The organism is Streptomyces sp. 2-1, from assembly GCF_048564895.1.
GTDB lineage: Bacteria > Actinomycetota > Actinomycetes > Streptomycetales > Streptomycetaceae > Streptomyces > Streptomyces phaeochromogenes.
The window spans coordinates 180,294-200,529 of sequence record NZ_CP183383.1 but is presented as its reverse complement, the minus strand read 5'-3'; the positions used below and the strand labels follow the sequence as shown (position 1 = coordinate 200,529).

The window sequence follows — 20,236 nt, the reverse complement described above, 5'->3', positions numbered from 1 at the left end:
CGCTTGCGCCTCAAATCGGTCCGGGTTCAGGCGGTCAACGCTACGCCTCGGACGAGGAGTCATGCTGTGCATCACGGCGAGCGGACACGGCGGCCCGCGTAGCGCGCCCAGGGATCTGCAGCCTTCTCGGCATACAGGAACGTGACTTGGTGGCTGTACCCGAGGGCATCGGCAACCAGCGACGGAGGGCATTCGAGGACGAGTTCGCCAATGAGATCGTTTCATCGTGACCTCGCAGGTCGTGGTACTGGTGTGAGTCCGTGATGGCCCAGCCGCGACGCGCTCCGGCTCCACGATGCCTGAAGGCCGCCGTCCCCTGTCCGTCGCCTCGGCCCACTGCCCGAACACCACCTCGGCCGCCTCCAGTCGGCCCAGCTCGGCGTCAACCTCCGCCAGCTCCTTGCGCAGCAGTTCGGCCCGCTCAGTCAGTCACATCCGCCGTTCGATCGTCCACGTCAGCACGTCCACCATGCGCCTCCCTCCCGTTGCGGAACCTACGAGACGCCTCAAGCGGACCACCCCAGAACCCGCGAACCGGTCCGTGACAGACGATCACCTGCTAATGATCACGTCCTAGACCAGCACGAGCGAGTCAATCTCCACCCACGTCAGAGTCCCGACCTGCGAGTTCAAGATGAAACGGTCTCACTGGAGTTCCGGCCAGGTCGAGGGCCAAGTCACACGAGCCAAGCACATCGAGCGCGCCGGGTACGGCCACGCAAAGCTCGATCTCCTCCGCACTAGAATCTTCCTCAAACACTGATGGTCCAACAGTCGCGATGACTGCCCCGGCCAGTGAGGGCCACGGCAGAGACTGCCGATCAGTCGCCGACGAACCATACGTACCGATGGGACCCTTCCTCCGCTGTCCAGCACATGGCGCGCACTCGATCGACCCAGGGCCCGCTGCGCTCCGCGGGCAGTCGATCCAACTCCTCCAGCAGCATGGGTCTCTGCCAGCTGTTGAAGACGGTGTCCGCGTACGGACACAGCCCGGCGAGCATGGGGAAGTGCGCTCGGTCGATGTCCACAAGCGCCTCGTCCCACGACACACCGGCGGAATGCGCCAGGATGGTCCCGGCCTCGTCCCGAACCTGCAAGTCGATCACAGAAACACGCTACCGCCCAATCATCCAACGACTTCACTGATTTCAACTTCAGCTCATCTCGGGCGGTCCTGCCGCTCAGCGTTGTCAGTTCTTGCTGATGAAGCGCATGCCGGGCCTCACCGCTCCATCGCCGGGGCCATGCACTACTGGCACCTGTCTCGAGTGGTGCTGACCGGCGCCATACGGACGGCAGTCGGTGGGTGCGTCTCCGTTCGCGCATCGGTCGCTGTGGCCGATGCGCGAACGGAACGGGTGCGGGCTGTGAGGGCTTCTGCGAGGTTCGGCCGATTCAACAGCAGCTCCTGCCACTCAGAATCGTTCATCTGTCGCTGGAGCAGGGCAGCCTCGTACATCGCGAACTCGCTCGGGGGTTGGTAGTCACGCTGGCTCAACGGTGAGACAGGCGGCCAGCAACGGGCCTGCTGCACAGAACCCTGGACGGTCGGGTCCAGGACTGCTGATCGGGGCCGCCGGCGCGCGGCCGCGGACTTGTTGAACGCCTGATGGGATGGAGAGGGACGGGTGGGCGCGGGCCTGTGCTGAGGAGGTTGTCCGGCTCAACGGTGCCCGCTGCGCGCGGGGTGAAGGCGCCGGCTGCTTCTTTCGACCACAGCCGAGGTGATGGTGATGAGTCAGGCAGGACAGCGAGGATGGCTCGACGGCGGCCTGACCAGGCCGCCGGGCGTCAAGCCAGGGGAAACACTCAGAGGTCGTTCTCTATCCGTGCACGTAGTCGGTCCGTCTCGAACAGGGCGCTTGGTTGGGTGAGTTGGCCGGTGCGGAGGCATGACGAGAGGGCCTCTTGGTAGCTCGCGGTTGTCGAGTCCAGCGAGAAGCAAGAGGCCCTGTTGTCGAAGTGTCGCGTGGTCGCCGTTTTCGCGTCTGCGGATCACAGGCGGGGCGGGACGCCCAGAACTGTCAGTGGATCTACTGCTTCGCCCCAGGCTGGTTGATGGGAGTACGGCTCCCTTGTGGGTCAAACGACCGACACACTCAGCGACCGGGCCGGGCTAATGTGCCCGTCGTACGGAGCCGGCAGAGCCGTTGCAGTACAGCGAAGTACAGCAAAAGAGCTGCCCAAGGCTCCGGCCCGGATGGTGGCGGTCGCGCGGGCCGCATTTCACGGGAAGGGTCACGGAATCCAAGCATTACCTCCGACATTTTCAGTCTGCCGTGGCCGCCTGTTAGTTATGCCGTTCTGGACAGCTCACGGGAGAGGTGGACCTTGCCCTGCCCGGAACACGGAAAGGTGCACATTGGTGAGGTGGAAGTATTCGGCCACGCTCGCAGTGACGGTGGTCTGCTTGCTCGCAGGTTGCGCTGATGAACCGCGACCGTGGGAGGACGTCTCCGGCTCCAGGGTGCGGGATCTGACCAATGAGGAAGTCGTCGAGATCGAGCAGGCCGAGCAGAAACTCATCAAGGCGTGCATGACGAATGAGGGGTTCCCCTACTGGGAATTCCCGGTGCCCAGCATCGACGAGCGAAAGTCGGGCAATTACGTCATCGAGTCCGTGCGGTGGGCCGAAGCGTATGGATACGGTCGAGAATTCGAAAAACTTGGCGAAAAGATACGAACCTCCCACCGGACCATTATTTACCAGAACAAACTGCCCAAGGAAGGGCGTGTCAGTTACACCCGGGCTCTCGACGGCGACTACAGGGACAGGATGACAGCCAAACTCCCCGGAAAACTCGGCACGGTGGAAACCCCACGCGGGGGGTGCACCAACGAAGCACGGGCCAGGCTCTACGGCGACGCCGAGATCTGGTACACCACACGCCGGACCGTGGAGAGCGCCCTCCCCCTCTACGCCCAGGCCCTCAAGCAGGACGAACGCTTCACGAAAGCGCTCCGTCAGTGGGCCGACTGCATGACGAGAGCCGGACGGCCCTTCGACAGCCCCGATGATCTCCGGCAGAAGAGGGCGGCAGCCGTCGAGATGATGGCGGATGCCGAAGCCGACGCCTTCGACAGGAAACTCGCCGTCACCGAGGCGACCTGCGCCGTGGAGTCCTCCGTGGGCAAGGTGATCCGCGACCTGGAGAACGAGTACCGGGCCAGGACTCTGAAGCCGTACAGCGAACAGTGGGACACCTACCGGAAGATGCGCCTGCACGCCCTGCGGCAGGCCCAGGACGCCCCGTCCTGACCATGACTCCGGCAGACATCCGACTGCCGGACAGCACGCACCTACTACAGAGGAGATTGTCATGCGCAAGCGTAAGTTCGGTTCGGCTGCCGCCGTGGCGGCCCTGACCGGGGTCGCGGTCCTCGGCTTCGGCCCCAGCGCTTCAGCCGAAACCCCCGGGACCTGCTGGGACAACTACGAGAACGCCGTTAGCGGTTACATGTCCGCCTACGCGCAGCTCAACTGTGACGGCTTTATCGGCATGGCCAAGGGCAACGACCTGAACTGGGCCGACAGCTCCGGCTCTTTCCGGGGCGGCGACGCCACCAAGGCCAGCTCCGTCGTCAACAAGGGGAACTACTCGGAGGTGAAGTTCTACCTGGGGACGGGAGGCAACAGCACTTTCCACATCTGCCTCACCCGTGCCGAGGGGTTCGTCCGGGATCTCACTGACGACTACTGGCTTGAAGACAGAACCTTCGGCTCCGTCAACAACACCATAGGTTCGCACCGGTGGGTCGACAGGACCTCATGCTCGTTCTACGCAGTGTGACCCTCCCCACCACCACACCTGTCGGCACAGTCGTGCTGCCTGGTCAGTTGGCGGGCGGGCCGGGTGAACACGGACGGGCGCGGCACATCGTGATCGTGTATTTTCACTCGCAAGATCAGGAGGGCCGCGCCCGCCTGACGTCCTAAGCTTGGTGGTTAGAAGCCGTAGTCCTATCAATCGTGAGGGCGGTTCTGGTCGAACAGGTTGCCTGGTCAGGTGATTTCGGCCGGGTGGGCGCATGAAGCCAGGGCCTCCGGTGCAGTACGAGGGTTGCGAAGCCAACTCGTCTGCCCCGGAGGTCCTGTTGTCGCAGTTCTACGCCGTGTCGCCGGTTGTCTTCAACTCGGTGCGTTCTTCCTGCGATTGCCTCGCTAACCGGTTCGGGAACGCAGCCGACCGGCCGGACCGGGTCCCGGCCTACGGCTCGGACATGACCGACGCGCAGTGGGCGGTGGTGCGGGACGCGCTGCCGGTGCCAGCCTGGATGGAGAGGAGGGGTAGGCAGCCGGAGGGCTTCTGCCATCGGCAGGTGCTCGATGCGGTCTTCTACGTCACCGACAACGGCATCAAGTGGCGTGCGATGCCCGCCGATTTTCCGGCATGGGACCGTGTCTACGCCTTCTTCCGCAGGTGGCGGAAGCAGGGCCTGGTCGGGGAACTGCACGACCGGCTTCGCGGGAGAGTTCGCACCGCGCAGGGCCGCGACCGTGAGCCGAGTGCGGGAATCATCGACTCACAGTCGGTCAAGGCTTCGGCGTAGTCGCGTGACGCCTGGATCGTGACGATCTGTCAGCTCGACGGTGCCCCCGGAACGTGACAGGCACGGCTTCCAAGATCATGGAGTTCTCTACGCCCCGTGATCCGAGTGGAAGACCGTGCCTGCCGACGCATCATCGCTGATCGCGCCTGCCCTTGACCAGCTCCGCGAGCATCCCGAGGTCGTATTCGCCGAGGTCCCGCGCCTGCTGGAACGGCTGGCCGAGGTGCCCGACCCACGAGACCCACGCGGCGTACGGCACGCTCTGGTTGCCGTGCTCGCGATGACCGCGTGTGCGGTTCTGGCGGGGGCGACCTCTGTGCTGGCAGTCAGCGAGTGGATCGCCGATGCCCCGCCGCACATCCTTCAACGCCTCGGCATACGCCTCGATCCACTGTTCCCGAAGCGGTTCCTGCCTGCGGAAACGACGGTTCGGCGGCTACTGGCCCGCATCGACGGCGACGCGCGGGACCGGACGGTTGGATGCTGGCTTGCCGACCGCCGCCCGAAGGTGACCGGGCTGCGCGGCCTCGCGGTGGACGGCAAAAGCCTGCGCGGCGCGGCAAAAGCGAACGGCCGCAAGATCCACCTGCTCGCCGCACGCGACCACACCACCGGCCTGGTCCTGGCCCAGCTGGACGTCGGCGGGAAGACGAACGAGATCACCTGCTTCAAGCCGCTGCTGGACACCGTCGCCGGCCTGGCAGGAACCGTCGTCACCAGCGACGCCATGCACACCCAGCGCGAGCACGCCGACTACCTCCTCGGCCGGGACGCCCACTACATCGTGATCGTCAAGGGCAAGCAGAAGAAGCTGCGCCGACAGCTCAAGTCCCTTCCCTGGAAAGACATCCCGCTTCAGGGACGCACCCGGGGCACTGGCCACGGCCGCTCGGAGATCCGCCGGATCAAGGCCGCCACTGTCAACAGCCTCCTCTTACCCGGAGCCCGCCAGGCCGTCCAGATCAGGCGCTGGCGCACCGACCGCAAGACCGGCAAGACCACCGTCAAGACGGTCTACGCCGTCACCAGCCTGACCGCCGAGCAGGCCACCGCGACCCAACTCGCCCAACTGGTGCGCGACCACTGGAAGATCGAGGCCCTGCACCACGTCCGCGACACCACCTTCGCCGAGGACGCCTCCCAACTGCGGACCGGCAACGCACCTCGTGCCATGGCCACCTGGCGCAACCTCGCCATCGGAGCCCTTCCGCACAGCCGGAGTGAAGAACATCGCAGCCGGCCTCCGCCGCAACGCCCGCGACCCTCGCCGCCCCCTCGCACTCCTCGGCCTTGGATGATCACGAACCGAACGTCATGCAACTACGCCGAAGCCCTGGGGCTTGCGTGGCCACGGAACGGCATCCCACCGGGACTCTGCCCATCGGCCTGCTCGCCCGGCGGAACTCGAACGAAGCCCTCGGCCCAATGGTCCTCATCGAGCTCGTAGGCGTCGAAGTGGAAGCACTCCGGTTCATCACGGAAGCCTGGTAGCAGTCGAGCCTGACGCACACGCTCTTCAACCCGTTCGAGCGTTGAGTAGATACCGAGCAGCTTTACGTCGTCGCCGTCCGCCTCGTCGCAGAACACGCCGCTCTCATCGACGTGCACCGTCGAGCCGTCGTCGTCGGCTTCGTTCTGGTGGCCGACATGCCACAGGGGATACACGATCACGGACGCGAAGCTATCAGCACGCGAGTTCGTGGGGCCTGCGACGTTCGGCGCCCCACACGCCCTGGAACTTCACGAACTCAAACTGGGCATCACGCGACTTCGCCGAAGCCCTGGACGCTGAACCACATCGTGGTGCGCGTGATCTCCGATACTCAGCGGCATGCTGGTCACGCCGACATCGTGCGAGAGCTCATCGGCGGATCCGTCGGATATCTGCAAGGCAAGGACAACTTGCCGCCAGGGGATCAGGCGTGGTGGGAGGACTACCGGAGCCGGCTGGAGCGCGTGGCGCGGGAAGTCGACGGCTGATCTCGCCATGCTGCCTACCTGTTGGCTCCGGGGCCGGCCATGCGGTGCCGTTCATCCGGCTGCAGTCTGCTCGGCTGGGGCGAAGGTGTCGACGGTCAGGGCGAGGTCCGTGGCGGCTGCCCGCAGAGCGGTGATGCGGATTTCGATGCCGGCCGGGCCTGTGCCGTCCAGGACGAACAGGAGCCGCGGGAACAGCGGGTAGCGCTTTCGCCGGTCCTCCAGCGCTGGCTCCTGGTTGAAGGCCGGTCGACGGCGCCCCGGGACCGTGAGTACGTAGGCGTGCAGGCGCGCGTAGGCGGTGACCTTGGCGGCCAGGCGCTCGGGACCCATGATGGCCCGGTCGACCTCTACGAACGCCCGCAGCATCGAACCCTCACCTCCCTCCGGGCCGCGGCGGTAGTACAGGAGCGCGTCGGATATGACGGCCTCGCCGTTCCCGACGCCGGGCGGACAAACCCCCGTGTGCCCAAGCAGCGAAATCGGGCCCGTGCCGACTCCGTGCAGGTTCGTTTCTCCGGTACGACTGATCCACTCACACGGGTGACCTGCCGGGCGGCGCCCCATGGCACGGCCGACGGCCGCCATCAACAGCAGACAATCAAGTCTGCTCTACGGGGCCTTGTGGCCGCCGCCCAGGTCGTCCTGCCGCTCGCCGCCGCCCCGCCGGCCCACGCCGCGGAGACCGTGCCGCTCGCCATCGCCATCGCCGTCGACCGCCTGACCCCGGGCACCGAATCGCGGAAGGGCTACCAGCGCACCTCCTTCAAGCACTGAAACGCCGGCCCCAACCCCACCGACGGCTGAGCACCCGTGCGGAGGTGCTGATTTCAGAGGCCGTCGAGGCGCCGGAGGTCGGCCCCCGCTCCAGGCTGACGGGCGGCCGCTGGTGGCAACTCCTCTCAATCGCGCCTTGCCCATGGCGCCCTCGCGACTCTCGTAGGTTCTCGATGCGTCGTCGATGAGATGAGGGGCGAATGCCACACCCTGACATCTGTCAGGGACGCGACGTCCTTGGCGCGGGCTACGGTTCGAGGCGCTGGCTCGGGAGACCTCTTGGCCGCTACGGCGGCTGGAGCAGGAGCAACGTGAACGCTCCGGTCGGGTAACAGCACGGGCGCTAGCCTTCGCCCGCTTGCAGCCACGGCACAACAATTCGTCAGTACCGGAACCCGAAACATTGTCTGAAGTAGTGAAAGAGACCTGTCAGGCAATCGATCGATCGACCGTGGAAGCTCATGCCCTGCGCCCCGCAAAGGGGCCGGCATGTGACCGCTCCAAGCGGCACCGGATCCCGGCAAACACAGGAGGAGACAGTGATCAAAGCAACGTTCGGCCTGTTCACAGCATGGTGGCTGGGCTCGCAGTAGCACCGCTCACCAGCGCCGACCAGACCCAGACCGTCGCCTGCTGCGGCAGGCCGCCCGGCCAGACGTGAGCCGGGCGGCGCGAGTGCCGCCTTGCACCTCGCGTGCCGACAGCCGCCCGCAGGCAGGCACCTTTCCACCAGCCGAAGTCGCCTCCTTCCGTCGACTCGCACAAGTGAGGAACCCTTCCATGCAGAAATCCGCAAGCAAGCTCCGCCTCGCCGTGGCCGCGTTCAGCGCTGTACTCCTCGCGGGCACGGCGCTCTCCGGAAGTGCCCACGCCGCGCCCGAGGGGAGAGCCGCCGCAGAGATGGGGGTCAAGGCCTGCGGCTACTACGAGACGCAGACAGACTCGTACTACGGACACTGCGGCAGCACCTGGGTCAAGATCCAGGTCGACATCGACTGGTGGCCGACCGACATCAAGAGGTGCGTCCCGCCGGGCGAGACCCATCTCGGCACGACCGACGAGATCGACAACGCATGGGCCATCGCGGGCACCTGCGGCTAGCCCCGCCGGGTCCCGTCTCGTCACCTGTGCCGGGAAGCCGCGCGACCGGGTGTTTTGAGCAGGTAGTTCTGGCCCCACTCGGGCAACGTGATTTGGCCCAGGGCGGGGTGGGTCGGGGACGGTTGTTCCAGGTGCTTTTGGCCCCACCTGGCCGTCGGACCGTCCGTAGCTTTCAGCGAAAAATCAACGCTAGGCAGTTGATCTAGACGGCGTGGGCCGCCTGGGTACGGAGAAGGCCCCGCCCTTCGGTAGCCGAGGAGCGGGGCCTTCTGTCTTGCTACTTGTCGGAGGGCTCGTCGTCCCCCGGGAGTTGCCCACCTCGGCAGCACGAATCCGGGAGGCAACGGCGCTGCCCCGGCTCGAGGCCGCGTCAGCGGCAGGCCGGAGAGGGCACGGAGGGTGTGGCGGTGCAGGGACTCGGCCGTTCAGCGGCTCCGGTCGACGCGGTCGACGAAGTCGCCGACCGCGGTGGCGAAGGCGGCGGGCGCCTCCTGCGCGACGAAATGCCCGACGTCCGGGATCGTGACCGCGGTGACGTCGCCGGCTACCTGGCGCATCGTCCGCTCGGTGAAGGGGGCGTTGATGCCGTCGACGGCGAGCACGGGAACGGTCAGCGGCCGCGACTCGGCCAGTGCCCGCATCCGGTCGCCGCCGGTCAGGGAGGAACGGTAGAGCCCCTCGGTGCCGCGCCAGCCGCCCGGCCGCGCGTAGGTGCGGGCGAACTCGTCGAGGTCGGCCTCGGTGACCCCGCCCGGCACCATCGTCATCACCGAGACGGCCCAGTCGAGCATCACTCGCTCGCGGCCGGCCAGGAACAGCCCCGGAATTCCCGGGGCGGCCAGGAATCCCACGTGCCAGGAGCCGCCGTTCTTCACGTCGGCCAGCATCTCCCAGCCGTACCCCGGAAGGGTGGTCTCGACGCCGGTGAGGCTGAGGACGTCGCCGGGGTGCGTGGCCGCGAACGCGAAGACCGGCCCGCCGCTGATGTCCTGGCAGGTCACGTGCACGGGCCCGACGCCGAGGTGGGCGACCAGCCGGTGCAGGTCCTCCGCCATGGTGTCCAAGTCGTGGTCGCCGTCGGGGATGCCGGAGTCGCCGAAGCCGCGCAGGTCGACGGCGAACACCCGGTGGGTGGCGGCGAGCAGCGGGATGACGTCGCGGAAGGCCCACCAGGACTCCGGCCACCCGTGCACCAGCAGGATCGGGGAGCCTGTGTCGCCCGCCGAGACGTAGTGCAACGTGGTGCCGTTGACCTCGGCGGTGTGGTGCGTGACGCCCGCCACGGCGGGCGAGGCGGTCACGAAAGAGCTGGTCATGCGATGACTCCCAAGATAGACAACCAGGTTGACTCTAGTATTGGTCAACCTGGTTGTCCAAGTCAAGGGAGGATCTAGACTGTGGTCATGTCCTCACGATCCGGCGCCGATCTCGCCCTGCTGCTCCTGGGCAGCTATCGCAATCTGGTGGACGAAGTGGTCCGGGAGCTGGCGACCCGGGGATACCCCGACGCCCGGCCGTCGCACGAGTACGCGATCCGGGCCATCCGAGCCGGCGCCGACAGCGCCTCGGACTTGGCCCGCAGACTCGCCATCACCAAGCAGGCCGCGGCGAAGACGATCGCCGCGCTCGTCGAACGCGGGTACGTCACCACCGAGACCGACCCCGCCGACAGTCGCCGCAAGAACATCCGGATCACCGATCACGGGATCGGGCTGATCACCGAGGGCACGGCGATCTTCGACGAGGTGCGGGCCCGCTGGGAAGTGCGTCTGGGCGCCGCCGAACTCGCCGAGCTGGAAACGCAGCTCGCCCAATTCGTCGGCGACTCGCCCATCAACCTCGACGCTCCGGGCTGGGCGGCGGGACAGGAACTGCGCTAGCGGTCAGCCGAGGGTCATGGTCGGCGGGTCGGCGCCGCTTTCGGGGCCGCCGGAGACATCGGCGGGGCCGAGGAGAGTGCAGCTGCTGCCGGGTCTCCCGCTCACGCCGCTGCGCTTCCGCGACCTTGTCCGCGACCTGCGCCACGCTCAGGCCCTCGCCCTGCCGCCGGACCGCAACCCGGGCCACATCGTCAGCACTCCACATCACGCGCTCCCCTCCTGTGGTTTTGTACGTGGGAGCGGGCTCTGGTCCAATTCCTGTGACCCGTGACTGTGGGTGATCCCTTAGATGTCGAAGAGGGCGTCCTTTTGCGGAGGGACCGGAGGGTCAAGGACGTCGCGAAGGCGGGTGATGTCGTGACGCCACTTCGAGCCGTCCGCAGCGTCGTCCCAAAGTTCGGCGAGTTCAGACCGCTCGGAGACCACTTGGTCCAGAGCGTCGACGGCGAGCGTTCGAAGGTCTGCGGGCAACTCTGGCAGCGGTTCTGACGGACCGTAGTTCGAGCATGCCCGTTCGCCGTCAGGGTGCTGAGCAACGACCAGGGCGGCCGCGGCCACTGCTCGCTCACCGTCGGAGGTACCCAGGAAGTCCGCCGAGGCAGCGGCGCGTTTGAGCGCGCTGCGGATCATGGCTTCGCGTTCTTCCAGTGCTGCCTCGTCCAGGTCACCTCCGAAGTCGGCGGCGGTGTCGTTATCGAAGGGGCCGATGTCCCAGGTGCCCATTTCTCTCCTCGTTTGGCCGTCTGGGGATCGTCGCATTGGCCACTGACAGTGAGGTCAGGAGGCAAGCAGTACCCGCTTGCGCAGGAGCTTGAAGCCAGCGCGACCGTACATTTGCCGCTTGAGCATCTTGATCCTGTTGATGTGTCCTTCAACGACGCCTGAGCTCCATGGCAGGGTCAGGCCGGCGATGACCGCGTTGAGGTCGCGTTCGAGGTGTTGGGTGAATCGGCTGAGGCTTGGCAGTTCGGTGGTTGTTCGGGCGGATGCAATCCACTCCGGCAGTTGGTCGCCTTGCAGCTGGGTAACCATGTGGGCGAAAGAGCGCACGTACTCGACAAGAGCGGTCAGTTCGGGGCAGTTGGCTAGGACGGCCTTGAGCCGGATCCGGTCGCCTTCGGGCAGGGCGTCGGGGTGGGTGAGGATCCAGCGCGTGACGGCGCGGGCCGAGGGCGGGCGAGGGCCGATCGGTTGGGGTTTGCCGCGAAGGGTCCTGCTGACGTAGTCGCGGACGCTGGCGTATCCGCGGGGATAGCCCTGTTCCTTGATCTCCTCCCATAGTTTCCAGGCGTTGGTGCAGCCTTCCTGCCAGCGCTGATCGAGGTAGGGCTTGTAGGCGTCGAGCCTGGTCGCACGGTTTTGCCACTGACCGGTGAACATCTCCTCCGGGGTTGTGGCGCGGGAGAAGCGCAAGATCGTGTTGAGGGTCATGCCGAGCTGTCGGGAGACGGACCGCTTGCTGTGACCGGCGGCGAGGAGCGCGTGGATGGTGGCGTGCTTGGCGCGGGTGCGTTCGGCGAACCGGTGCCCTGTCGGCCAGGGCGATGACGCGGCTGACCCCGGCTCCTCCTGGGGTTCCTCCGGCTGTTCCGGCGGGGGACGCAAGCAGCCGCGGTGCCGGTAGACGCATTTCTCTGCGGCTTCGCCCAGGTTGTGCCAAAGGTGCCACCGGTCAGCGACTGGGATGGCCTGCGGGGCACCGCGGGTGGCTCCATCTGCGAAGAATGGTGCACGGTCACGGCAGACGATCTCGATGCCGGGCCGCTCGGCGAGCCAAGCCGCGAGCGTGTCGGCCTCCCGATCGGGCAGGAGGTCGATCGGACGACGTGATTCAACGTCAACGAGCACAGTTCCGTAGATCCGTCCCTTGCGCTGGGCGTATTCGTCCACGCCGACCACGCGGGGCGTGACAGTGGGCGGATCCGGGAGCGAGGCGATCAGCCTGAGCAAGGTGTTCCGGCTGACCGGGGTCCCGAACGCGCCGGTCATGCGAGCCCCGGCCCGGCCCGCGAGCGCGAGGCCGACCGAGATGAGTGTCGATCGCAGCCGTTCCGTCCGCCGTCCGAACCGGCGAGTGAGCCCTGGCACCTGTTCCGCGAAGGTCTTGCGCGGGCAGGTGCCCTCCGCGCAGACAAACCGGCGCACCCTCAACGCCACTACGGCGGACTTGCCCGCCGTCGGCAGGTCATGGGGAAACCGCAGATAGGAGCCGTGTATTCGTCTCGACGGGCATCCGCAGCCCGGGCAAGTCGCCTGCCGAGCAGTGCTCAGGGCCTCGATCCGGACAGCCGTGTCGGTCACCTCGACCGACTCTCCACCAGCACGTTCTCCAGCGAGGAGAACAGCAACTCTTCGAGTTGCGGCCGTACTTCGTTCACGGCGCAGCACTGTCAGCCACGCTGCACACCGGCCCGGCGATTTTCGGGCTATCTCAGCCAACCACACGAGAAGATCGACAGTCACGCTGCGTACGCGACCACACCAAGTGGACCAGAGTCTGACTTTCGGCGTCACCTTTTGTGTCGGCGTGGAGTCGGGACGCCAAGGTCAACCGGCGGTCGCTGGGTTCGGCGTTGTGCTTCGTTGCGCTTGGCGCGGAGGAAGGGGAGGGTGAGGTCGATGCCTTTGGTCTCGCCGACCCAGCCCTCGGCTTCGGCACGTGCTCGACGGTCCAGGAGGTCGGCCTCCGGTTTCGAGGCGGGGCGGCATCTTGGTGTTGACGTGGAGCATCGTGCAGCGGATGCAGGCTTCTCTCAACTAGCGGTGCGAACTGCTCAGTTGGCTGACGTCACACGCGGAAGGTACCGCCGCAGAAGGCGTCATCCCGGGCAAGGGTCCGGTACGTCACGCCCTCCCAGCCGTTTGGGCCGCCTCGGCGCCGGCCGCAGGCACCCACCTGTTCGACGCCGCCCGGCCACCCAGGGAGAGCCGGCTCCGTCGTTCTCGCGATCAGTGGAAGGGCTACGGCAAGTGGCCGTGCCGACTGGGGACGGCGATCGGCAGGATCGCCGTCCCGCACGGCCGGTGCTTCAGAGGATCCTGACCTTGTTTATGCGGACGCCACCGGGATGGTTCGGCCAGGTGTAGACGGTCCACTTGTCGATCGCCGCAGCGGGCTGCCACCTGCCGTCGCCGTACCACTGGACACGGTTGTTGCCGGTCGAGATCCGGGTGACCCACCAGTTCGTGGAGAGCAGGTCGGCCTCTCCGGCATTGGCGTAACACCGCATCTGTGAGTTCTCGCCGGGCCGGTGGATGGTGACCTGCAGGAAGTCGCTCCGGCTGCACGTGCCTTCGTTGATCGCGAATGCGTTCGTCGCGCCGACGGTGAGTGAGGCCGTTACCGCGACGGACGTAAACGCGGCCAGGGCCGCCCGTCTGGCGATTTGCTTCATGGGGAATGTCCACCTTCTAGAGCAGGAGCAGGAGCGACCAGCCAGGACGAAATCGCCTCGCGTGCCGTTCCGTTGAGAGTCGGTGAGTGAAGCCACCGCGCGGAGTTCGTGGATGATCCTCTTTCGTCAGCGAGGTCGCTGACCAGCCCAGAAGGCAGAACTGCCCGAAGGTACGTGGGGATTGCCTGACGGTCCATCGGCTGCCACTGGGAAGGGATAGCGGCCGAGTACGGCCCCGGGACTGGGGGCTCGCATGCTGAGGTGTCGCGCATTCGTCGGTGAAGTGTCCTGCTGGATGTGGGCCTTTCCCTGTCCTCGGTAGCGGCAGGGGCGCATGCCATATCAGTGGGCGAACTCGTTGACTGTTCACTCCACTTGCCCGGGTTGCTCGCCTGCGCGACCGGCGCAGTCAGAGACGAGACCTGCTCACCGGAACGTGGACGCAGGGACAGTGGGCACCTCGACAACTACATCGGTCATCGGAACTACCCGAGCATGCCCGTTGACCATGCTGCCGCACCGCGAAACGCCAAGATCCCCGACAGAGTCAAGCTCAGACACCGCTTCTGAAGTGGGTGGCCTACCCGTGCCCGGTGAAGGCCACGCGAGCTTCCACGCCGGCGAGGCATTGGGGATGTGCTTCGGCAATGCAGACTGCCGCTACCGCGGCATCCCTCATAGCATCGGCTTGATCACATGGCTGGGGGGCTCATGACGATGGGGAAGCGGCTCCGGGAGCTGCGGCGGACTGCCGGTATGACGCTGGAGGAGTTGGCCGAGGCGTCGGGGGTCAGCGCCCGGGCCATCAGCGACATGGAGCGGGGGCACAGCCGGGCGCCGCAGCCCCGGACGCTCGCCGCGCTCGCCGTTGCGCTGAGGGTAGGCAACGAGGAGCGCCGGCGCCTGGAGGAGGACGCGCGCGCACTGCGCCGGAACACCGCCGCCGCGCGGCCCGGTCCGTGCGAACCTCGGCGCGCGGTTCCCGACTTCACGGGCCGGGTGAACGAACTGGAGGCGGTCCGCCGTACCGCGGCCGATGGTGCCCGTGGCGGCCCCGCACCGGTCGTCCTGGTACACGGGCAGGCTGGGGTCGGCAAGACCACCGTCGTGCTGCGGGCGGCCGAAGCGCTCCGCGGCGACTACCCCGGTGGCTGCCTCTACGTCGATCTGCGCGGTGTCGATGCCGCCCCGCCCTCCGCGGGCGACGTCGCGGTGCGGCTGCTGCGGGCGCTGGAGATCCCGGTCCGTGCCATCGCCGCCTCGGACGAGGAGCGGTGTGCCCAGTTACGGGCGGTGCTGCGTGAGCGGCGCTGCCTGCTCGTACTGGACAACGCCGCCGACGAAGCGCAGGTGCGGCCACTGCTCCCGGGTGAGGGGGCCGGGCTGGTGCTGGTGACCTGCCGGCGTGTGCTCAGCGGCCTGGAGGGCGTCCGGCGGCTGGCCCTGTCCCCCTTCACACCGGAGGAGTCGGCAGCGCTGCTGCGGACGGTCGCCGATCAGGCGGCTCTACCCTCGGCCGCCGCCGACGTCGCCGAGGTGTCCCGGCTGTGCGGGCACCTGCCGCTGGCGCTGCGGATCGCCGGCACCCGCCTGTCCACCAGGTCCGGCTGGTCGGTGCGCCACCTGGTCGACCGGCTCACGGGGGAGGACCGGCGACTGGCCTCGCTGCGCAGCGGCGACGTCAGCGTGGTGGCCGCCTTCACGCTCTCCCACGCCCAACTCTCCCCCGAGGCGCGGCGGGTGTTCCGACGGCTGGCGCACCTGCCGGGCACCGACTTATCGGCCCCGCTGGTCGTCCTGGTGACCGACGACACCCTGGCGGACACCGTGGACGTGCTCGACGAGCTGGTGGAGCTCGGACTGCTCCAGCCACAGGGCACCGACCGGTACCAACTCCACGACCTGCTACGGCTCTTCGCCGGTGAGCGACTGCGGGGCGAGGAGCCGGAGGGTGAGCGGACGACCGTCCGGCTCGGTATGGCGCGGCGGCTGCTGGAGATCACGGTCACCGCGGGCCGCTGGTTCGAACCCGGGCACGGTGCCCCGCCCGGCAACTGGAGCGGGCCGGTCCCCCTCGGTACGGCGGACGAGGCGGCCTACTGGCTGCGGGCCGAGGCGGAGAACTGGCTGGGCGCCCTGCGGATCGCCGCCCGGGCCGGGGAGCACCGGCGGGTGGTGGAGACCGCCGAGGCGCTGCACTGGTACTCCGACACCACCATGGCCTGGCGCGGCTGGTACGAGGTGTACGGACTCTCCCGGGCGGCCGCCGTGGAGCTGGGCGACCGCCGTCTGGAGACCGTGCACCTCAACTACCTTTCGTGGGCCGCCTCGAACTGCGCCCGGCGTTGGGAGGAGGGTCTGCGGACGGCCCTGGCCGCGCGGGACATCGCGGCGGCGGAGGGGGACCTCAAGGAGGAGGCGTGGGCGTTGCAGTACGCGGCGGACGCCCTGAAAAGCGCCGGGCGGCACGCCGAGGCGCTGGAGATGATCCGTGCGGCTCTGCGCCCGGCCGACCTCGCCGGCGACCACGACGGGTACGTCCAGTTGTTCACCCGCATGGGGGGTATGCAGATCGGACTCCGCCGCTACGAGGAGGCCCTCACCACGTACCGGGAAGGGCTGCGCGAGGTGGCGGCACGTCCGGTGGCGGCACGCCCGGGGCTCAGTGTGCGGGCCGGGGCCGTGGTGGACACCGCGCATGTGCTGGCCCTTCTCGGCCGGTGGACGGAGTCGCTCGACGAGGCCGGGCGAGCTGAACCGCTGGCGACCGCGTACGGCGTCCCCGCGCTGACCTGCCGCCTCCACCTCGCCAGGGGGCTCGCCCTGGCCGGGCTGGGCGAACGCACGCGCGCTCGCGCCGAGTTGCTCCGGGCGCTGGAGGTGATCGACGACCAACCGCTGCATCCGGTGGCCGCCGAGGTGCGGGAGGCACTGTCGGCGCTCGCGGCGTCGACCGACTGAGGCACACCGGGCGATTTCCGGGGGCGTCCGCGCGGTAGTTCTGCGTGCCGTTCTGCATGGTCCGGCCGAACGGGCGCTGCTTTCCTCGTCGTACGGCCGCGCAGGCCTGCTTCCGAGAGAGCCCGAGACCCAGAGAAAGGGGCACGTCTCCTTATGCCTCCTCCCGTTCCCCGTAGAACTTTCCTGGCCGGGGCCGCCGTCGCCGCGACCGTCGGCGTCGGCGGCCCGGCCGCGGCGACCGGGCACGTCCCGCGGCCGAAGCCCACGATCGTGCTGGTGCACGGCGCCTTCGCCGACGCCGCCGGCTGGTCCCAGGTGATCGCGCACCTGACCCGCGACGGCCACTCCGTCATCGCCCCGCCCAACCCGCTGCGCGGTGTGCACGCCGACTCCGCCTACCTCGCCGCCTTCCTCGACAGCCTGCCCGGCCCCCTCGTCCTCGTCGGGCACTCCTACGGCGGCATGCTGATCACCAACGCCGCGTACGGCAACGAGCGGGTACGGGCACTGGTCTACGTGGCCGCCTTCGCACCCGACGCCGGCGACACCGTGTCCGACCTGCAGACGATGTTCCCCGGCACCCGGCTCACCCAGGCCGAGCTGGACCTCCGCCACCACCCGCAGGGCGTCGAGGGATACGTGAAGCGGACCGCCTTCCGCGAGGTGTTCGCCGGCGACCTGTCCCGGCCGGAGGCCGACCTGCTGTGGGCGACGCAGCGGCCCGGCGACACCGCGACCCTCTCCGAGACGTCCGGCACGCCGGCCTGGAAGACGGTGCCCTCGTACTACCTGGTCGCCCGCGAGGACAACCTCATCCCGGCCGCCGCACAGCGCTTCATGGCCGAACGGGCCGGCGCGCACACCGTCGAGGTCAGGGCTTCGCACGTCGCGATGATCTCCGAACCGCGGATCACCGCCACCCTCATCGGAAAGGCAGCACGATGACCCACGTCACCACCTCCGACGGCACCCGCATCTTCTACAAGGACTGGGGGACCGGCCGCCCCGTCGTGCTCAGCCACGGCTGGCCGCTGAACTCCGACAGCTGGGAGGCGCAGCAGCTCTTCCTCGCCGGCCACGGCTACCGCGCCATCGCCCACGACCGCCGCGGCCACGGCCGGTCCACGCAGACCTGGCACGGCAACGAGATGGACACCTACGCCGACGACCTCGCCGCCCTCCTGGACCACCTGGACCTCCAGGAGGTGACCCTGGTCGGCTTCTCCACCGGCGGCGGAGAGATCACCCGCTACATCGGCCGGCACGGCACCGCCCGCGTCGCCCAGGCGGTGCTGGTGGCCGCGGTGCCGCCGCTGATGGTCCGCCGGGACGACAACCCGGACGGTGTCCCGGCCGAGGTCTTCGACGGCCTGCGCGCCGGCTCGCTCGCCGACCGCTCCCAGCTCTACCAGGACCTCGCCGACGGCCCGTTCTTCAACCACCCCACCACGCCCGTCTCCCAGGGCGTCCGCGACGCCTTCTGGCTGCAGTCGATGGCCGCCGGACACCGCAACGCGTACGAGTCGATCGCCGCCTTCTCCGCCACCGACTTCCGCGCCGACCTGGCCCGCTTCGACGTGCCCACCCTGGTGATCCACGGAGACGCCGACCAGGTCGTACCGTTCGAGGTCGGCGGCAAGGCGTCGGCGGCACTGGTCAAGGACGCCGAACTGCTCGTCTACCCAGGAGCCCCCCACGGCCTGACCGACACCCATAAGCAGACGCTCGCCGAAGACCTGCTCGCCTTCCTGGAAAGGCACGGCAAATGAGCACGATCGTGCTGATCCACGGGCTGTGGGTGACCCCGCGCAGCTGGGAGCAGTGGATCCCGCACTACGAAGCGAAGGGGCACAAGGTGATCGCACCGGCGTACCCCGGATTCAAGGCCGAGGTGGAGGCACTGCGGGCCGATCCCTCTCCCATCGCGTCGCTGACCGTACCCGAGACCGTCGCCCACCTGGAGAAGGTGATCACCGGGCTGCCGGAGAAGCCGGTCCTCATCGGCCACTCCTTCGGCGGGCTGCTCACCCAACTCCTCCTCGACCGGGGCCACGGCGTGGCCGGAGTAGTCATCGACTCGGCGCCGCCACAGGGCATCCGGGTCAACCCGCCCTCACAGCTACGGTCCCTCTTCCCGATCTTCAACAATCCAGCCAAGAGGCACCAGGCGGCGGGCTTTACCCCTGAGCAGTTCCACTACGCCTTCACCAACACCCTGCCGCAGGACGACGCGCAGGCGGTCTACGACCGGTACGCGATCGCGGCACCGGGCAGCTGGGTGTGGACATACGGGCTGATCGCCAACCTCACACCCGGCAAACGGGAGACCTGGGTCGACTTCCACAACCCCGAGCGGGCCCCGCTGCTGTTCCTCGCCGGCGGGCGGGACCACATCATGCCGCCCGCGGTGAACAAGTCCAACTTCCGCCACTACAAGGGGCCGGGGACCATCACCGACTACCACGAGTTTCCTGAGCGGTCGCACTGGACGTGCGCGGAACCGGGCTGGGAGGAGGTCGCCGACTACGCGCTGGACTGGGCCTTGCGTCACGCGCCCTCCTGAAAGCGCTGCGCACCGTGTCACACGGTTCCTGACCGGAACCGTGTGGCGGTGGGAGGTTGGACGCGTCAGCGACGGCCCACGGAGCCCAGTGGGAATGTCTGGTAGACGGTCTCGTGGACCACGTGCATCTCCGGCCGGTCGGGAAACTGGGCGCGCAGGGCCTATCAGATCTGCTCAGGACTCCACCGTCGGTCTAGGGTCTGTTACGAAAGTGGATCTTGGTCGTGGATGATCACGCCCCGTGGGGCGTGGTGATCTGACGAATGGACAGTGGGCCCGGCATGAGCCGTTGTTGCCGCAGGGCATCAAGCTGGGCCGTCCGCCGGTGTGGACGCGACGGCAGCGGATAGACGGCATTCGGTGGTTCGTCACTCAGTTCCAAGCTCAGGCGGACGCGAAGGGCCTGATCACCTGGGACGTGAATATCGACTCCACCGTCTGCCGGGCCCACCAGCACGCCGCCGGGGCCTCGGAAAAGGGGATCTGTAAAAGGAACCGCCCGGCGGCATTGCCGCTGAGTCGGCCGACCATGGTCTCGGACGTTCCCGAGGCGGCCCGACCACCAAGATCCACCTTGCCGTCGAGCAGGGGCAGAAGCCGCTGAGCGTCGTGATCACGGCCGGCCGGCGGGGTGACTCGCCGCAATTCGAGCCGGTCCTGGCGGCCATCCGGGTACCTCGCCTTGGTCCGGGCAGGTCCCGCAGGCGGCCGGACCGGGTGCGGGCCGATAAAGCGTACGACTCCCGCCGCAACCGGGCCTGCCTGCGCAGACGCGGGATCAAGGCGACCATCCCGGTCCCCGCCGACCGCGTCCGCAACCGCCAGAAGCTTGGTGCCCGAGGCGGTTGGCCGCCGAAGTTCGACAAAACCGACTACCGCGAGCGGCATGCCGTCGAGTGCGGGATCAACCGCCTCAAGCGCCACCGGGCCGTGGCCACGAGATACGACAAGCTCGCCGTCCGCTACGAGGCGACCGTGTTGGTCGCAGTCCTCAACGAGTGGCTGTGACCAGCACTTTCCCAACAAAC

At 67.9% G+C, this 20,236-nt stretch carries 17 protein-coding genes and 3 pseudogenes; 13 read left to right on the top strand and 7 right to left on the bottom strand.

Annotated elements, in window-relative coordinates:
• Window positions 1-821: 821 nt before the first annotated feature.
• Window positions 822-1,109, bottom strand: coding sequence for a hypothetical protein (locus ACN20J_RS00975; RefSeq protein ID WP_419664852.1), 288 nt, complete (start codon window positions 1,107-1,109; stop codon window positions 822-824).
• Between the two features lie 1,259 nt (window positions 1,110-2,368).
• Between ACN20J_RS00975 and ACN20J_RS00970 the strand changes: the two genes are divergently transcribed.
• The 4 genes and pseudogenes from ACN20J_RS00970 to ACN20J_RS00955 all read left to right on the top strand — a co-directional run.
• Complete coding sequence (locus ACN20J_RS00970) at window positions 2,369-3,262, top strand: hypothetical protein (protein ID WP_419664851.1); 894 nt, start codon at window positions 2,369-2,371, stop codon at window positions 3,260-3,262.
• Window positions 3,263-3,323: 61 nt separating this feature from the next.
• A complete protein-coding gene (locus ACN20J_RS00965) occupies window positions 3,324-3,794 on the top strand; it encodes a hypothetical protein (protein WP_189845462.1) in 471 nt (156 codons plus the stop codon).
• Window positions 3,795-4,224: 430 nt separating this feature from the next.
• Window positions 4,225-4,554 (top strand): transposase, encoded by a 330-nt coding sequence (locus tag ACN20J_RS00960; RefSeq protein ID WP_419664850.1) that lies wholly within the window; start codon window positions 4,225-4,227, stop codon window positions 4,552-4,554.
• 115 nt (window positions 4,555-4,669) lie between these two features.
• Window positions 4,670-5,692: pseudogene (locus tag ACN20J_RS00955) on the top strand (ISAs1 family transposase); the annotation flags it as partial.
• Window positions 5,693-5,874: 182 nt separating this feature from the next.
• On the opposite strand, the gene ACN20J_RS00950 reads toward ACN20J_RS00955, so the two are convergent.
• A complete protein-coding gene (locus tag ACN20J_RS00950; RefSeq protein ID WP_419668807.1) occupies window positions 5,875-6,063 on the bottom strand; it encodes a hypothetical protein in 189 nt (62 codons plus the stop codon).
• A 255-nt stretch (window positions 6,064-6,318) separates the two neighbouring features.
• Here ACN20J_RS00950 and ACN20J_RS00945 point away from each other — a divergent pair.
• Window positions 6,319-6,534 (top strand): annotated as a pseudogene (locus ACN20J_RS00945) (DUF664 domain-containing protein); the annotation flags it as partial.
• Between the two features lie 51 nt (window positions 6,535-6,585).
• Here the strand turns inward: ACN20J_RS00945 and ACN20J_RS00940 are convergent.
• Complete coding sequence (locus ACN20J_RS00940) at window positions 6,586-6,900, bottom strand: hypothetical protein (protein ID WP_259334195.1); 315 nt, start codon at window positions 6,898-6,900, stop codon at window positions 6,586-6,588.
• A 255-nt stretch (window positions 6,901-7,155) separates the two neighbouring features.
• On the opposite strand from ACN20J_RS00940, the gene ACN20J_RS00935 reads away from it, so the two are divergent.
• Both ACN20J_RS00935 and ACN20J_RS00930 read left to right on the top strand, forming a co-directional pair.
• Window positions 7,156-7,308, top strand: coding sequence for a hypothetical protein (locus ACN20J_RS00935; protein ID WP_189845464.1), 153 nt, complete (start codon window positions 7,156-7,158; stop codon window positions 7,306-7,308).
• Window positions 7,309-8,088: 780 nt separating this feature from the next.
• Window positions 8,089-8,409: a DUF6355 family natural product biosynthesis protein gene (locus tag ACN20J_RS00930; protein ID WP_419664849.1), complete on the top strand. Its 321-nt coding sequence runs from the start codon at window positions 8,089-8,091 to the stop codon at window positions 8,407-8,409.
• 425 nt (window positions 8,410-8,834) lie between these two features.
• On the opposite strand, the gene ACN20J_RS00925 is transcribed toward ACN20J_RS00930, so the two are convergent.
• Window positions 8,835-9,725 carry an alpha/beta fold hydrolase gene (locus ACN20J_RS00925; protein ID WP_189845466.1) on the bottom strand — a complete coding sequence of 297 codons (891 nt, stop codon included), beginning with the start codon at window positions 9,723-9,725 and terminating at the stop codon, window positions 8,835-8,837.
• Window positions 9,726-9,812: 87 nt separating this feature from the next.
• On the opposite strand from ACN20J_RS00925, the gene ACN20J_RS00920 reads away from it, so the two are divergent.
• Window positions 9,813-10,289, top strand: coding sequence for a MarR family winged helix-turn-helix transcriptional regulator (locus tag ACN20J_RS00920; RefSeq protein ID WP_189845467.1), 477 nt, complete (start codon window positions 9,813-9,815; stop codon window positions 10,287-10,289).
• A gap of 285 nt (window positions 10,290-10,574) precedes the next feature.
• Here ACN20J_RS00920 and ACN20J_RS00915 read toward each other — a convergent pair whose 3' ends face one another.
• From ACN20J_RS00915 to ACN20J_RS00905, 3 genes are all read right to left on the bottom strand, one after another.
• Window positions 10,575-11,012: a DUF4259 domain-containing protein gene (locus tag ACN20J_RS00915; protein ID WP_419664848.1), complete on the bottom strand. Its 438-nt coding sequence runs from the start codon at window positions 11,010-11,012 to the stop codon at window positions 10,575-10,577.
• 54 nt (window positions 11,013-11,066) lie between these two features.
• Complete coding sequence (locus ACN20J_RS00910) at window positions 11,067-12,590, bottom strand: ISL3 family transposase (protein ID WP_419664847.1); 1,524 nt, start codon at window positions 12,588-12,590, stop codon at window positions 11,067-11,069.
• Between the two features lie 728 nt (window positions 12,591-13,318).
• Entirely contained in the window at window positions 13,319-13,684 is a 366-nt protein-coding gene (locus tag ACN20J_RS00905; RefSeq protein WP_189845469.1) for a beta/gamma crystallin domain-containing protein, read from the bottom strand.
• A 711-nt stretch (window positions 13,685-14,395) separates the two neighbouring features.
• Here ACN20J_RS00905 and ACN20J_RS00900 point away from each other — a divergent pair.
• From ACN20J_RS00900 to ACN20J_RS00880, 5 genes and pseudogenes are all read left to right on the top strand, one after another.
• Window positions 14,396-16,645, top strand: coding sequence for an ATP-binding protein (locus ACN20J_RS00900; RefSeq protein WP_419664846.1), 2,250 nt, complete (start codon window positions 14,396-14,398; stop codon window positions 16,643-16,645).
• A 153-nt stretch (window positions 16,646-16,798) separates the two neighbouring features.
• Window positions 16,799-17,590, top strand: coding sequence for an alpha/beta fold hydrolase (locus tag ACN20J_RS00895; RefSeq protein ID WP_419664845.1), 792 nt, complete (start codon window positions 16,799-16,801; stop codon window positions 17,588-17,590).
• On the top strand, window positions 17,587-18,414 hold the full coding sequence (locus ACN20J_RS00890; protein ID WP_419664844.1) for an alpha/beta fold hydrolase: 828 nt from the start codon (window positions 17,587-17,589) through the stop codon (window positions 18,412-18,414). Before ACN20J_RS00895 ends, ACN20J_RS00890 begins: the two co-directional genes overlap by 4 nt.
• Window positions 18,411-19,208 carry an alpha/beta hydrolase gene (locus tag ACN20J_RS00885; protein WP_419664843.1) on the top strand — a complete coding sequence of 266 codons (798 nt, stop codon included), beginning with the start codon at window positions 18,411-18,413 and terminating at the stop codon, window positions 19,206-19,208. The genes ACN20J_RS00890 and ACN20J_RS00885 overlap by 4 nt, the downstream gene beginning before the upstream one ends.
• Window positions 19,209-19,449: 241 nt before the next feature.
• A pseudogene (locus ACN20J_RS00880) lies at window positions 19,450-20,216 on the top strand (IS5 family transposase).
• The last annotated feature ends 20 nt before the right edge of the window (window positions 20,217-20,236 follow it).